Origin of the sequence: Streptomyces sp. NPDC055243, from assembly GCF_044544025.1 — a bacterium.
Classification (GTDB): Bacteria; Actinomycetota; Actinomycetes; order Streptomycetales; family Streptomycetaceae; genus Streptomyces.
The window spans coordinates 78,567-92,815 of the sequence record NZ_JBITWR010000023.1 but is presented as its reverse complement, the minus strand read 5'-3'; the positions used below and the strand labels follow the sequence as shown (position 1 = coordinate 92,815).

Genomic DNA, 14,249 nt, shown 5'->3' with positions numbered 1-14,249 from the left:
GCCGAGGTGGACAGTGTCGTGGGCGCCTCGGACGGCGCGGGCTCCCCACCCCGGCGGCGGTCCGGAAAGGAGGCTCGCGATACTGAACGCATGAAGCTCAGCCGCCCGGTCTCCTGGTTCCTGCTCGCCTTCGGCGTGTGGAGCTGGTTCATCTGGATCACTTTCGTCAAGAACCTGTGGAAGGACGGCAGCGGGCTCGCCTTCGATGACGCAGGCGACCCGACCGCGTACTTCTGGGTCCACCTGACGCTCGCCGTCGCCTCCTTTGTCTTGGGGACGGTGGTAGGGGCCATCGGGTTGCGCGGAGTCCGTGCCTTGCGCCGTACGTCATAGCTGATCAGTCACTCCTGAGGGGCGCGCTCCGTGGTCATCCTGTTCGTGCTGGCCGGTATCGCCGCGCTCGCGGCCCTCGCCGGCATGCAGTGGTACGCGTGGCGACGCCTGGTGCGGGACACCACCGCCGGGCCGGGGTTCGCCCGGCGCGCGGGCACCGTGGTCTTCGTGGCGGGACCGCTGCTGATGTTCGCGGCGGTCGCCAGTGAGCGGACCGGGGCGCCGTTCTGGCTCCAGCAGGTGCTTGCCTGGCCGGGCTTCATGTGGATGGCGCTGTCGATCTATCTCGTGCTCGCGCTTCTTGTGGCGGAGCTCGTACGGCCCTTCTTCTTGAGGCGTCGCACGAATCCCACCCCTACGGAGGACTCCGCTACGGAGGGCTCCCCTACGGAGGACCCCGCTACGGAGGGCTCCCCTACGGAGGACCCCGCTACGGAGCGCTCCTCTACGGAGAGCCCCGCTCCGGAGGCCCTCTCCACGGAGAGCCCCGCCCCGCAAGCCCCAGCCCCCGCCCCCGCCCCCGCCCCCGCAGAAGTCCGCACCGAGCGAGCCACCCCCTCGCGCCGCCTCTTCGTCTCCCGGATCGTCGGCGGGACCGCGGCGGCCGTCGCCGTCGGAACGGTCGGCCAGGGAACGTACGGCGTCCTGCGCGGCCCCCGGGTCAAGCGCGTCACCGTGCCGCTCGCCAAGCTGCCGCGCGGGGCGCACGGGTTCCGGATCGCCGTGGTCAGCGACGTCCACCTGGGGCCGATTCTCGGACGCGGCTTCACCCAGCGGGTGGTCGACACGATCAACGGCACACAGCCCGACCTCATCGCGGTCGTCGGCGACCTGGTCGACGGCAGCGTCGAGGACCTCGCGCCGGCCGCCGCCCCGCTCGCGCAGCTCCGCGCGCGGCACGGCACGTACTTCGTGACCGGCAACCACGAGTACTTCTCCGGAGCCGAGCAGTGGGTTGATCACGTACGCGAACTCGGCCTGCGCCCCCTGGAGAACGCCCGCACCGAACTGCCCGGCTTCGACCTCGCGGGCGTCGACGACGTGGCGGGCGAGCGCGAGGGGCGCGGGCCCGACTTCGCCAAGGCGCTGGGTGACCGGGACCGCTCGCGGGCCTCCGTGCTCCTGGCCCATCAGCCGGTCGTCATCCACGACGCCGTCAAGCACGGCGTGGACCTCCAGCTCTCCGGGCACACCCACGGCGGACAGCTGTGGCCAGGCAATTTCATCGCCGACCTGGCCAACCCGACGCTCGCCGGACTCGAGCGGTACGGCGACACGCAGCTGTACGTGACGCGCGGCGCCGGTGCGTGGGGCCCGCCGGTGCGGGTCGGGGCGCCGTCGGACATCACGGTCGTCGAGCTGGCCTCCCGCCAGGCTTGATCGAGTGTCGGTTCGATGCGGTAGGAACCTGGCTGGATACAACCGGGCCACAAGGTGACGGTGTGACACCGGGCACTACCTCTGCGCAGCATTAAGTGTTGGAAGTGTGTGCGGTTCTTGGCGCTTTGGTGTGCCATAGGGGGAACGTTGTTACGACGTCAGGCTTTCTCGCTGCCGCCGCACCCGGCATCCGTCTCGCTCGCCCGACTCCGCGTTCATGATCATCTCGCCGCCTGGGGGCACAAGGAGGAGAGCGGGGCGCTCCAGGACACCGTGCTCCTCGTGTCGGAACTGGCGACGAACGCCGTCTGTCACGGACACGTCCAGGAGCGGGAGTTCGAGGTCGCGGTCACGGTGCTCGCCGACGGCGACTGCTTCATCGAGGTCTCCGACGAGAACCCGACCAGGCCCGAGCTGCGGGAAGTGGGCCCCTGGGAGGAGAACGGCCGCGGCCTGCGCCTCCTGGACGGCCTCGCCGAGGCGTGGGGCGTCTGGCAGCGGGGACGGCACGGGAAGACGGTCTGGGCGCTGGTGCGGGGCCGAGACGCCCGGCAGGCAGCCTTGCCGTGACAGCCGGCAGCTCTGCCGTGGCCCACGCGCAGCCTCCCCCTGGCACACGCGCGGCACCCTCAATCAGCCCTTCGCGCGGGCAACGTGACCGTCACCGTGAGCCCCGCCCCCGGCGCCGTCTCCACCCCCACCTCGCCGCCGTGCGCCACGACGACCCCCTGCACGATCGCCATCCCGAGCCCGCTGCCCGCGCCCCCGCCCGCACGGAAGAACCGGTCGAACACACGCGCCGCGTCCGCCGCCGCGAGACCCGGCCCCTCGTCCGCGACACGCAGCCGCACCACCCCGTCCTGCCGCTCCACGCCCAGCGTGACCGCCGCGTCGGCGGGCGTGTGGACCCGTACGTTGCCCAGCAGATTGCCGAGCACCTGGCGCAGCCCCGACTCGTCAGCGCGCACCAGCACCGCCCCGTCGGCACGGACCGTCAGCGGGCGCTCCGGCTCCTGCACCCGCAGGTCGTCGGCGGCGTCGCGCACCAGGCGGCTCAAGTCGACGTTCCTGAAGCGCAATTCCGGCTGCTGGTCCAGGCGGGCCAGGGTGAGCAGCTCGTCCACGAGGTGTCCCATCCGGTCGGTCTCTGCGATGACGCGGCTCCACGCGCGCGTGCGCTCCACCGGATCGCGGAGCATCCCCTTGTCGTACAGCTGGAGGTAGCCGCGGATCGCCGACAAGGGCGTACGCAGCTCGTGCGAGGCGTCGGCGACGAAGCGGCGCAGCTGCGCCGAGCTGCGCTCGCGGGTCTCGAAGGCGGTCTCGACCTGGTGGAGCATGGAGTTGAGGGCCAGACGCAACTGCTCGGTCTCCGTCGCCGGGGCGCGGCTGGAGGGAACGCGCCGGGTCAGATCGCCCTCGGCGATGGCCGACGCGGTCTCGACCATGTCCTCCAGGGGGCGCAGCCGGTGGTGCGCGGAGATCATCGTCAGGACGGCGAGCAGCCCCAACAGGACCACTCCGAAGGCGGCGTCCAGCTTGAGCGCCTTCTTGATGCCCGACTCGACGTCCTCCGTGTCCGCAGCCATCAGGACCGTCGTGCCGTCGGCGAGCTCCGCGCCCACCATGCGGTGGGCGTCGCCGCCCAGGTCGACGTCCTGCGGCTCGGACTCGTCGGCGACCGCCGCGGGGTCGTCCACGGCGGCGGCCAGGGCGCGCTGGCGCGGGGTCGGGGCGAGCGAGCCGATGGAGACGGGTTCGCCGCGCTCGTCCACCGCCACGAACACCGTGTCCCCGCGCGGGAGCGCGCTCGCGCGCTCCTTGCCGCCGGGCGAGAGCTTGTCGAGCACGATGCCCAGCTCCCTGAGCCTCTCGATGTCCTTCATGGTGAGCCCGGTGTCCAGCAGCGAGCTGCGCGACTGTGTCAGTTCGGCGTCCACGCTGTCGAGCAGATAGTGGCGCATGCCCATCACGCTCACGCCGGTCGCCACGATGACGCCGAGGGCAAGGAGAGCCACGTTCACCCACGTGAGCTTGGCGCGCAGCGAGCTCATGCCGCGGTGCGCACGCCTCATGCGAGGCCGTATCCGACGCCCCGCCGAGTCGTGATCACCGGCGGGCCCAGCGCGTCCAGCTTGCGCCGCAGATAGCTGATGTAGGTCTCCACGACGGTCGACTCGGCCTGGTGGTCGTACTGCCACACATGGCGCAGGAGCTGCTCCTTGGGCACCACGCGGCCGCCGTTGCGCACCAGGAAGCGCAGCAGGGCGTACTCGGTGGGTGTGAGCTGCGCCGTGCGGCCCGCGCGGCGCACCACGTACGTCGTCTCGTCCAGCTCCAGGTCTCCGTAGCGCAGCGGCGGGCGCTGGGGCAGGACGTCGCCCGCCCTGGTGCGGCGCAGGACCGCGCCGATCCGGGCGATGACCTCGTCGATGTTGAACGGCTTGGTGATGTAGTCGTCACCGAAGCCGAGCGCGCCCACGACCTCGGCGGGCGCGTCCCGCGCGGTCAGGAAGAGCAGGGCCATCTCGGGCCGCCGGGCGCGCAGTTCCCTGGCCAGGGCGCGACCGTCGCCGTCCGGCAGCATCACGTCCAGGAGCGCCACGTCGGGCCGGGTGCTCTCGGTGAGCGCGAGGGCCTCGCGCACGGTGCCCGCCACCATCACGTCGAAGCGGTGGTAGCGCAGGGCGATGGCGAGCACGTCGGCGATGCTCGGCTCGTCCTCCACGACCAGGACGGTGGCCCCGGCGCCCGGTCCCGCTGGCACTCCGACATCTGTTCCCTGCTGGCCTTCGGCGTGGCTCATGCCCTCAGTATCGGTTCGGGCGTTGTACGAAGTCCCGGTCCGTGCCTTGGAGTTCCTTGAGAATCATGGCCGCGCCGAGCCGTAGCAGCGCGCCGCCGCCGATGCTGAGGCTCCTGAAGGAACGGACCCGGGGGACCTGGCGACGCGGAGGAGGAGTGGAACGTGGCGGCATTGGCGCGGTGGTGCTATCGGCACCGTCTGGTGGTTCTCGTGCTGTGGGTGGGAGCCCTGTTCGGTCTGGGGGCGGCGGGGACCTCGGCGGGGACCGACTACTCGAATGTGTTCTCCCTGCCGGACACGGACTCCAAGCGCGCGTACGACCTGATGACGAAGGCGTTCCCGGAGAGCTCCGGAGACACCGACACGGTGGTCTGGCGCGTCGACGCGGGGGCCTCGGCCCGTGACCAGGACGTACGTTCCCGGATCGAGCCCGCGCTCAAGGAGATCGCCGGCATGAAGGGCGTCGGCGAGGTCGCGAGCCCCTACGCCTCCAAGGAGGCGGGCGCGGCCCAGACCAGCGAGGACGGACGCATCGCCTACGCCCAGGTGACCTTCGCCGAGGAGGCGAACTCGGTCCCCAAGGAGCTCGTCCAGGACGTCGTGGACACGGCTCAGGACGCCGAACGCGCGGGACTCCAGGTCGAGCTGGGCGGCCAGGCCATCACCCGCATCCAGGAGCCGCCCACGGGCATCGCCGAGATGGTGGGCATCGCCGCCGCGGCAGTCGTCCTCTTCCTGGCCTTCGGCTCGCTCTTCGCGATGGCCCTGCCGATCGTCATCGCCGTCTTCGGAGTGGGCCTCGGCATGCTCTCGACGATGCTGCTCAGCCACGTCACGGACATCCCCGAAGTGGCCCCGCTGCTCGGCTCGCTGATCGGCCTGGGCGTCGGCATCGACTACGCGCTCTTCATCGTCACCCGGCACCGGCGCGGCATCCTGCGCGGCATGGAGCCCGAGGAGTCCGCGGTGCAGGCCCTGAACACCTCGGGCCGCGCGGTGCTCTTCGCGGGCGGCACGGTGTGCATCGCGCTCGCCGGGATGCTGGTGATGAACATGCGCTTCCTGGACGGCGTGGTCATCGCGGCCTCCCTGACGGTGGTCCTGAGCGTCCTCGCGGCCATCACCCTGCTGCCCTCGCTCCTCGGGCTGCTCGGCCCCAAGGTGCTCAGCCGCAAGCAGCGGCGGCGCCTCGCCGCGACGGGGCCGGAGCCGGCCGAGGCGAGCGGTCTCGCGGCGCGCTGGTCCTCGTACGTCCAGAAGCGTCCTCGCTCGATCGCGGCGCTCGCCTTCGTGGTGATGGCCTTCCTCGCGCTGCCGCTGCTCTCCTTGCGGCTCGGCGCGACCGACCAGGGCAACCACCAGGAGTCGACGACGACCCGGCAGGCGTACGACATGCTGGCCGAGGGATTCGGTCCGGGCTTCAACGGCCCGCTCCAAGTAGTGGCCGAAGAGACCGACACCACCGCCCTGGTGACGACCATCCGCGAGACGGAGGGCGTCGCGCGGGTGGCGGCGGCCCCGCCCGCGGAGGGCATCTCGGTCATCAACGTCGTCCCGTCCACGTCCCCCCAGTCCGAGGAGACGGACCAACTCATCGACCGGCTACGGGAAGACGTGATCCCGCAGGCCGGAGTCGAGGCCCACGTCGGCGGCGTCACCGCCGTCTTCAAGGACTTCGCCGCGGTGACGGGCGACCGACTGCCCTACTTCGTAGGAGCGATCATCGCGCTCGGCTTCCTCCTGCTGCTGATCGCGTTCCGCTCGATCGTGGTGCCGCTGACGGCCGCCCTGATGAACCTGATCGCGGCGGCGGCGTCCTTCGGTGTCCTGGTGGCCGTCTTCCAGTGGGGCTGGGGCACGGAGTTTCTCGGCGTCGGCAAGGAGGGCCCGATCACCGCCTTCCTGCCCGTCATCATGCTGTCGCTGCTCTTCGGGCTCTCGATGGACTACCAGGTGTTCCTGGTGAGCCGCATGCACGAGGAATGGGTGCACACGAAGGACAACGCCCGCGCGGTGCGGGTGGGCCTCGCCGAGACCAGCAGGGTCATCAACTGCGCGGCCCTGATCATGATCTGCGTCTTCTCCGCGTTCGTCCTGAGCGGCGACATGGAGGGCGCGATGGCGGGCATCGGCCTGGCGGCGGCGGTCGCCCTGGACGCGTTCATCCTGCGCACGGCCCTGGTCCCGGCCGCCATGCATCTGCTCGGCCGCTCCAACTGGTGGCTGCCCGCTGGCCTGGAGAAGCGCCTCCCGCACCTGGCGGTGGAGCCGCGGGAGGCACCGGAGGAGACGGCGACCGTGCCCCACGCGCGCGTGGGGGAGTCCGACGGCGAAGGCGCCGCCTCCGTGGTGCACGGTTTCATCCGCACCGCGGAGGGCGAACCGGTGGAGGGCGCGATCCTGACCCTCCTGTCCAAGGGAGGCCGCCAGCTGGACCGCGTCACCTCCCTCGCCGACGGTTCGTACATCGTCGCGGCCCCGTCGGCGGGCGCCTACATGCTGGCCGTCACGGCCCCCGGCTACGCGGCCCGCGCGCGGCACATCGCGGTCGCGGACGAAGCGCTGGTGTACGACGTGGAGCTGGCGGTGGGCGAGATGGACACGGTGAACTGAGCGCCCCGCACCGGAGGGCTCGGGTGCGGGCTCCGGGTCAGGGGGACGTCGTCCTGACCCGGGGCAGCCCGGTCACCGACATCACCAGCGAGTAGAGCGAGGTCGTCGCCGCGATGAAGAGCCGGTTGTTCCTCGGCCCGCCGAAGGCGATGTTGGCGACGGGCTCGGGGACCGTGAGCCGGCCGATCAGGGTGCCGTCGGGGTCGTAGCAGTGCACCCCGTCGTGGAAGGCGGCCGCCCACAGCCGGCCTCCGTCGTCGAAGCGGATGTTGTCGAAGCCGGTCTTCGACTCGGCGAAGACGACGCCGTCCGAGAGGGTCCCGTCGTCGCGCACGTCGAAGGCGCGGATCGCGGCAGCGCGGGAGTCCGAGACGTACAACTGCCGCTCGTCGGGCGAGAAGACGAGGCCGTTCGGCCCGTCGAAGCCTTCGGCGACGATCCGCACGTCACCGGTCACGGGGTCGATCCGATAGACGTTGCAGGCGCCGATCTCGGGGGTCGCGCGATGTCCTTCGTAGTCGCTGGTGATCCCGAAGTCAGGGTCGGAAAACCAAACTGACCCGTCCGAGCGGACCACGGCGTCGTTCGGGCTGTTGAACCGCTTGCCCTCGAAGCGGTCGGCGAGGACCGTGACACGGCCGTCGTGCTCGGTGCGGGAGACGCGCCGGTTGCCCTGCTCGCAGCAGATCAACCGGCCCTCGCGGTCCAGGGTGTTGCCGTTCACGTACCCGGCGGGTGTACGGAAGACGCCGACGGTGCCGGTCGTCTCGTCCCAGCGCAGCAGCCGGTCGTTGGGGATGTCGCTCCAGACGAGCTGCCGCCAGGCGGGCAGGTAGAGCGGCCCTTCGGCCCAGCGGCAGTCGTCGTACAGGACCTCCAGCTTGGCGTCCCCGTTGGCGCACCGTCCTGTGCGGAAGCGCTCGTCCAGAACCTCGTACGACGTAGGCACTTTCTGGGAAGACATGGCGACCCCTGTCTGACGCATGCATGAATGATATTCGGTGACAGGAGGATATTGCAGTACGAGATATGGTGTACGTCAAGGATGGATGAACGGAGAGCGGGAGCGCAGGCGATGGACGACACCGACCGAGAACTGCTGGCACTGCTGCAACAGGACGCGGCACAGTCGTACGCGACCCTGGGCAAGGCGGTGGGTCTTTCGGCGGGCGCGACCCACGAGCGGGTGCGCAAACTGCGCGAGCGCGGGGTGATTCGGCGCACGACGGTCGATGTGGACCCGGCGGCCGTGGGCCAGGGCGTGCTGGCCTTCGTCATGGTCGACTCGACGGCCTGGATGGGGGACCGGGCGGCGGACTTCGCCGCGATCCCCGAGCTGCAGGAGGCGCACGTCATCGCGGGTACGGCGAGCGTCCTGGTCAAGGTCCGCACGGCGACCACGGAGCAGCTCCAGGACGTGCTGCGGCGGCTGTACGCGATCGAGGGGGTGAGCGGCACGCAGGCGACGGTGTCGCTGGAGACGTTCTTCGAACGCCCGGTGCCGCCGAGGATCAGCCCCGCCGGCTAACTCCGCGCCAGCTCCGGCCGCTTGCGGTAGTCGGTGAATCCGACGACGTTGCCCCACGGGTCGGAGACTTCGACGGTCCACCCGGTGGCCACGGAGAAGGGCGGCGCGAGCGCCTTGATCCCGGCGGCCTCCAGTGCCCGCCCGGCGGCCCGGGCGTCGCCCACCTCCAGCCACACCCGGGGCGTGGCCCAGGCCGATGGCCGGTGCTCGACGCCCTCCTCGACCCGCAGCAGGATGCCGGGCGTCTCCTTGCCCACCTTCAGGATCGCGAGCCCGATCTCGTCGATCCGGTGCGCCACGGGGAACCCGGCGCGCTCGTAGAAGGTGACGGCCTCTTCGAGGTCGCCGACGGGGAAGAGGACGTTGTCGAACCCGAGCAGCTCGGCCGACTGCTCACCGGATTGACGAACGGACTGGTCAACGGACAGGCCGACCGACTGGTTGTCTGACATTCCGTCAGAGTAGGTCGGCAGGTGATGATTCGGCCGCATCGTGGGTGGCTGGCGGGGCGCTCGGACCAATCGTCGCCCAAACGGCCCAGACAGATCCGTTCGGGCCGGGTCGTGTCGCCCCCCGGCACGTGCCACGTTCTCGGGGGCTCGTGCCATCCCGGCCGGTCAGCCGAGACTCTGCCCGCTCATTACTTTCGACGCGTCGTCGGCGAAGTCGTGCTATCGGTTGATGGACTGGATCTCCTGGACCTCGACGTCCTGCGTGCCGTCGAAGGTTCCGTTGGGGAGGTCGCCGCCGGTGCCGCCGGAGCCCTCCCAGGTGATCTCCCAGGTGATGGAGGCCTTCAGCTGGAACGGCTTGCCGCCGGTGGCTCGCTGGTACGCGATGCCGCACGGCGGGTCCTCCTTGGAGGAGCCCTTCGTGTACGGGGTGCCGATGCTGCCGTCGTCGTCGACCTCGCAGTCGCCGGACGCGGGGAAGGTCCGCGCGTCCGCCGTGCCGGGCTCCAGGTGGAGCCCGACCGGCTTCGCCGTGGTCTCCGCCCACAGGCCCGTACCGGGCAGCTCGGCCCGGACCTTGACGTCCTCGAAGGTGCCCTTGTCCAGCCAGACCCAGGTGGGCAGATTGACCGTCGACCTGGCTTCGGGCTTCAGCTCGACCTTGGTGTCGGGGACCTTGATCTTGTCGTACGCGTAGGAGGCGAGGACCTTGGGCGTGGGCGCGTTGGCGATCTTCGGGAGGGTTCCGGCGTCCTGCCAGAAGAGGATCTCCTGGCAGTTGTACGCCTCCGGATCGTCCTTCATGTCAGGGTTGACGACACCGCGCCAGAACTTGCCGTCCTTGTCGAGGTTGAAGTTCTTGTAGGCCTTGATGCCGTCGCTCGGGGACTTGCCCTTCTCGAAGGTGTCCACCATCAACTGCTCGCCCCAGCTGAGCGAGGGCGTGACCGGTACCAGGTTCTCGTTGGGCGTCTTCTTGAGCTGGTCCGTCGCGGCCTTCACTTCCTCGGACGTCGCCACGGGCTCGTACCAGCAGGCCGGGGGCTTCCAGTTCGGATCCACGGGGGCGAGCGGCTTGGCGGCCGAGCCCGACTTCCCGCCCGAGACCTGCGCGACCGTGACGTTCGTGGCCGTGGCTCCGGCGGTGAGCGAGTTCCCGGAGGCGCCGCCGGAGGGGCCTGCGGGCGGATGGTCGTTGTCCTCGCCGAACGCGTGCGCCGCCGTCGGCCAGGCGCCGAGGGCGAGCACCAGAGTGGTGAGAACGGGCAAGGACCTCTTCAGCGCCCTCGTCACTTGTCGCAACCCCCGCGCACCGTCTCGAGCGAAACGGTGCTCCAGACGCCCTCGGACGTCTTCCTCAGGGTCGTGCGGTACTGGAGGACGGGGTTCACGTCGTCAGGAGTGCCCGTCTTCTCCTTGGTCTTGCGGTCCAGGGTGTAGCCCTTGCTCTCGTCCACGCAGTAGAAGAGCACGCCCCCACCGGTGTCGGAGATGCTCACCTGCGGATTGAAGACCCTGGCCTTGCCGATCAGGTTGTGGTTGTTGTCCACGTAACCCTTGATGTACGTCCTTGACGACGTCAGAGCCTGCTCCGAGTTGTAGAAGCTCACCGCCTCGGACTTCGGGTCCGAGTCGATGATGGCCAGGTACTCCGCCTTCAGGCGCTCCTTGCCGTCGTCCAGGATCGCCTGCTTCTTCGGGTCGCTGTTCCGCCACCCGGCGAAGTCGGCCTTGAACGAACCCGGCAGCTCCACCTCCGGCCGCTTCGCCCCGCCCGGCTTCGCCGACGCGCTCGCGGATGCCTTCGAGCCGCCGTCACCCGCGCCCTCGATCTTGTCCGAGGAGTCCTTGTCACCGCCCCCCGATCCACACGCGGTCAACAGCAGGGCCGCGGACGCGGTCAGCGCGGCCGTCATGAGACGGATGGAGCGGTTCACTCTGGACTCTCCCGTGGGGTGGAGTTGTTGATGGGTGATGCGTGTACGTGGTGGTGGTGTGTGTGGGGTGGCACAAGCGAATACACGCTATCTGTGGGGCCGCTGAGGACGCACGTGGGCCCCGCTCCTCGAAGGAACGGGGCCCACGTCAACGTACGGGCAGAGAAGAAATCAGAAGCGACGCGTGATCAGCGCGCGCTTCACTTCCTGGATCGCCTTCGTGACCTCGATGCCACGCGGGCACGCGTCCGTGCAGTTGAACGTCGTGCGGCAACGCCACACGCCGTCCTTGTCGTTCAGGATCTCCAGGCGCTGCTCGCCCGCCTCGTCACGCGAGTCGAAGATGAAGCGGTGGGCGTTCACGATCGCCGCGGGGCCGAAGTACTGGCCGTCGTTCCAGAAGACCGGGCACGACGACGTGCACGCCGCGCACAGGATGCACTTCGTCGTGTCGTCGAACCGCTCGCGGTCCTCCGGCGACTGCAGGCGCTCGCGCGTCGGCTCGTTGCCGGTGGTGACCAGGAACGGCATGACGTCGCGGTACGCCTGGAAGAACGGGTCCATGTCGACGACCAGGTCCTTCAGGACCGTCAGACCCTTGATCGCCTCGACCGTGATCGGCTTGGACGGGTTGAGGTCCTTGATCAGGGTCTTGCAGGCCAGGCGGTTGCGGCCGTTGATGCGCATGGCATCCGAGCCGCAGATGCCGTGGGCGCAGGAGCGGCGGAAGGTCAGCGACCCGTCAAGCTCCCACTTGATCTTGTGGAGGGCGTCGAGGACACGCTCCTTGGGGTCGATCTCCACCTGGAAGTCTTCCCACGTCGCGTCCGCCGAGACCTCGGGGTTGAAGCGGCGGATGCGGAAGGTGGCCGTGATGTACGGGGAGTCGGCGAAGCCGGCCTCGGGCTTGGCGTCTTCCTTGTCGAGGGTCGGGGTTGCCATCAGTACTTACGCTCCATCGGCTGGTAGCGGGTCTGCACGACCGGCTTGTAGTCGAGCCGGATCGACTCGGCGCCGTCGTCGCCTACCTCGCGGTACGCCATGGTGTGGCGCATGAAGTTGACGTCGTCGCGGTTCGGGAAGTCCTCGCGGTAGTGACCGCCGCGGGACTCCTTGCGGGCCAGGGCCGACTGCGCCATGACCTCGGCCAGGTCGAGCAGGTTGCCCAGCTCGATGGCCTCCAGGAGGTCGGTGTTGAAGCGCCGGCCCTTGTCCTGGATCGAGACGTTGAGGTAGCGCTCGCGGAGCTCCGCGATCTTCTCCACCGCCGTCTTGATCGTCTGCTCCGTGCGGAACACCATGACGTTGGCGTCCATGGTCTCCTGCAGCTCCTTGCGGAGCTCGGCGACCCGCTCGTTGCCCGTGGCGTCGCGCAGGCGCTCGACCTGGGAGACGACGAGCTCCTCGGCGTTCTCCGGCAGCTCGATGAAGTCGTTCTTCGCCGAGTACTCCGCCGCCGCGATGCCCGCACGACGTCCGAAGACGTTGATGTCCAGGAGCGAGTTGGTGCCCAGACGGTTGGCGCCGTGCACCGACACGCAGGCCACCTCGCCCGCCGCGTACAGGCCCGGGACGACCGTGGTGTTGTCCGCGAGGACCTCACCCTGGACGTTCGTCGGGATGCCGCCCATGGCGTAGTGCGCGGTCGGCTGGATCGGGATCGGGTCCGTGTAGGGCTCGATGCCGAGGTACGTACGCGCGAACTCCGTGATGTCGGGCAGCTTGGCGTCCAGCTGCTCCGGCGGGAGGTGCGTGAGGTCGAGGTAGACGTGGTCGCCCTCGGGACCGCAGCCGCGGCCCTCACGGATCTCCGTGTAGATGGAGCGCGAGACGACGTCACGGGACGCGAGGTCCTTCATGACCGGCGCGTACTTCTCCATGAAGCGCTCGCCGTCCTTGTTACGGAGGATGCCGCCCTCACCACGGGCGCCTTCCGTGAGAAGGATGCCCATGCGCCAGATGCCGGTCGGGTGGAACTGGAAGAACTCCATGTCCTCCAGCGGCAGACCGCGGCGGTAGCAGGCCGCCTGGCCGTCACCCGTCAGCGTGTGCGCGTTCGACGTCACCTTGAAGAACTTGCCGGTGCCGCCCGACGCGTAGACCACGGACTTCGCCTGGAAGAGGTGGATCTCGCCGGTCGCCAGTTCGTAGGCGACGACGCCCGCGCTCTTCTTGACGCCGTCGACCTCCACCAGGAGCTGGTCGAGGACGTAGAACTCGTTGAAGAACTCCACGCCCTCCTTGATGCAGTTCTGGTAGAGCGTCTGGAGGATCATGTGGCCGGTGCGGTCGCCCGAGTAGCAGGCACGGCGGACAGGAGCCTCGCCGTGGTTGCGGGAGTGACCGCCGAAACGGCGCTGGTCGATCTCACCGGCGGGCGTACGGCCGAAGGGCAGGCCCATCTTCTCCAGGTCGAGGACCGCGTCGATGGCCTCCTTCGCCAGGATCTCGGCGGCGTCCTGGTCGACCAGGTAGTCGCCGCCCTTGATCGTGTCGAAGGTGTGCCACTCCCAGTTGTCCTCCTCCACGTTGGCGAGCGCGGCGGCCATGCCGCCCTGCGCCGCGCCCGTGTGGGAGCGGGTGGGGTAGAGCTTCGTCAGGACCGCGGTGCGGCTGCGCTTCGTCGCCTCGATGGCCGCGCGCATGCCCGCGCCACCGGCGCCGACGATGACAGTGTCGTACTTGTGAATCTTCACTGGGTTCGCCTCGGCTTTAGCGGATGTTCGGGTCGAAGGTGAAGATCACCAGCGTGCCCAGAAGGATGGTGAACACCGTGGCGGTGTACAGCAGGCCCTTGAGCCACAGGCGCGTGTTGGCGCGCTCCGCGTAGTCGTTGATGACCGTGCGCAGGCCGTTGGCCCCGTGCAGCATCGCGAGCCACAGCATCAGCAGATCCCAGACCTGCCAGAACGGCGAGGCCCAGCGACCGGCGACGAAGGCGAAGCCGATCTTGCTCACGCCGCCGTCGAGCACCAGCTGGATCAGCAGGTGGCCGAGGACCAGGACGACCAGGACGACGCCGGAGAGGCGCATGAAGAGCCATGCGGCCATCTCGAAGTTGCCGCGGGTCGAGCGCGGGGTCTTGGAGGTGCGCTTGCGCGGCGCCTCGATGAGGGGAGCCGGGTTGTCGACGTCGTAGAGCGAGGCGCCTTCGACGGGACCCACTCCGGCTTTGTCGAGCGTGGTGTCGGACATGTCTG

At 69.5% G+C, this 14,249-nt stretch carries 14 protein-coding genes; 5 read left to right on the top strand and 9 right to left on the bottom strand.

Features of this window, described 5'->3' with window-relative positions; translation table 11 throughout:
- The first annotated feature begins 90 nt into the window (after positions 1-90).
- From ACIGXX_RS40320 to ACIGXX_RS40310, 3 genes are all read left to right on the top strand, one after another.
- Positions 91-333, top strand: coding sequence for an SCO4848 family membrane protein (locus tag ACIGXX_RS40320; RefSeq protein WP_160506782.1), 243 nt, complete (start codon positions 91-93; stop codon positions 331-333).
- 30 nt (positions 334-363) lie between these two features.
- Positions 364-1,713 carry a metallophosphoesterase gene (locus tag ACIGXX_RS40315; RefSeq protein WP_399983552.1) on the top strand — a complete coding sequence of 450 codons (1,350 nt, stop codon included), beginning with the start codon at positions 364-366 and terminating at the stop codon, positions 1,711-1,713.
- A gap of 147 nt (positions 1,714-1,860) precedes the next feature.
- A complete protein-coding gene (locus tag ACIGXX_RS40310) occupies positions 1,861-2,283 on the top strand; it encodes an ATP-binding protein (protein ID WP_399983549.1) in 423 nt (140 codons plus the stop codon).
- Between the two features lie 59 nt (positions 2,284-2,342).
- Here ACIGXX_RS40310 and ACIGXX_RS40305 read toward each other — a convergent pair whose 3' ends face one another.
- Positions 2,343-3,788, bottom strand: a complete 1,446-nt coding sequence (locus ACIGXX_RS40305; RefSeq protein WP_383820047.1) for an ATP-binding protein — start codon at positions 3,786-3,788, stop codon at positions 2,343-2,345.
- A complete protein-coding gene (locus ACIGXX_RS40300; RefSeq protein ID WP_351172806.1) occupies positions 3,785-4,519 on the bottom strand; it encodes a response regulator transcription factor in 735 nt (244 codons plus the stop codon). The genes ACIGXX_RS40305 and ACIGXX_RS40300 overlap by 4 nt, the downstream gene beginning before the upstream one ends.
- A 171-nt stretch (positions 4,520-4,690) precedes the next feature.
- Here ACIGXX_RS40300 and ACIGXX_RS40295 point away from each other — a divergent pair, with 171 nt between their 5' ends.
- A complete protein-coding gene (locus ACIGXX_RS40295; RefSeq protein WP_399983631.1) occupies positions 4,691-7,132 on the top strand; it encodes an MMPL family transporter in 2,442 nt (813 codons plus the stop codon).
- A 37-nt stretch (positions 7,133-7,169) separates the two neighbouring features.
- Here ACIGXX_RS40295 and ACIGXX_RS40290 read toward each other — a convergent pair whose 3' ends face one another.
- Positions 7,170-8,096, bottom strand: coding sequence for an SMP-30/gluconolactonase/LRE family protein (locus ACIGXX_RS40290; protein WP_399983544.1), 927 nt, complete (start codon positions 8,094-8,096; stop codon positions 7,170-7,172).
- A gap of 111 nt (positions 8,097-8,207) precedes the next feature.
- Between ACIGXX_RS40290 and ACIGXX_RS40285 the strand changes: the two genes are divergently transcribed.
- Positions 8,208-8,660: an Lrp/AsnC family transcriptional regulator gene (locus tag ACIGXX_RS40285; RefSeq protein WP_351172812.1), complete on the top strand. Its 453-nt coding sequence runs from the start codon at positions 8,208-8,210 to the stop codon at positions 8,658-8,660.
- On the opposite strand, the gene ACIGXX_RS40280 is transcribed toward ACIGXX_RS40285, so the two are convergent.
- The 6 genes from ACIGXX_RS40280 to ACIGXX_RS40255 form a co-directional block, all read right to left on the bottom strand.
- Entirely contained in the window at positions 8,657-9,112 is a 456-nt protein-coding gene (locus tag ACIGXX_RS40280) for a VOC family protein (protein ID WP_351172814.1), read from the bottom strand. The genes ACIGXX_RS40285 and ACIGXX_RS40280 overlap by 4 nt on opposite strands.
- A 219-nt stretch (positions 9,113-9,331) precedes the next feature.
- Complete coding sequence (locus tag ACIGXX_RS40275; RefSeq protein ID WP_351172823.1) at positions 9,332-10,381, bottom strand: hypothetical protein; 1,050 nt, start codon at positions 10,379-10,381, stop codon at positions 9,332-9,334.
- 20 nt (positions 10,382-10,401) lie between these two features.
- On the bottom strand, positions 10,402-11,049 hold the full coding sequence (locus ACIGXX_RS40270; RefSeq protein WP_351172826.1) for a hypothetical protein: 648 nt from the start codon (positions 11,047-11,049) through the stop codon (positions 10,402-10,404).
- A gap of 171 nt (positions 11,050-11,220) precedes the next feature.
- Entirely contained in the window at positions 11,221-11,991 is a 771-nt protein-coding gene (locus ACIGXX_RS40265; protein ID WP_351172829.1) for a succinate dehydrogenase iron-sulfur subunit, read from the bottom strand.
- Positions 11,991-13,745 (bottom strand): succinate dehydrogenase flavoprotein subunit, encoded by a 1,755-nt coding sequence (gene sdhA, locus ACIGXX_RS40260; RefSeq protein ID WP_351172832.1) that lies wholly within the window; start codon positions 13,743-13,745, stop codon positions 11,991-11,993. Before sdhA ends, ACIGXX_RS40265 begins: the two co-directional genes overlap by 1 nt.
- A gap of 16 nt (positions 13,746-13,761) precedes the next feature.
- Positions 13,762-14,244, bottom strand: a complete 483-nt coding sequence (locus ACIGXX_RS40255; RefSeq protein ID WP_351172835.1) for a succinate dehydrogenase hydrophobic membrane anchor subunit — start codon at positions 14,242-14,244, stop codon at positions 13,762-13,764.
- Positions 14,245-14,249: the final 5 nt, after the last annotated feature.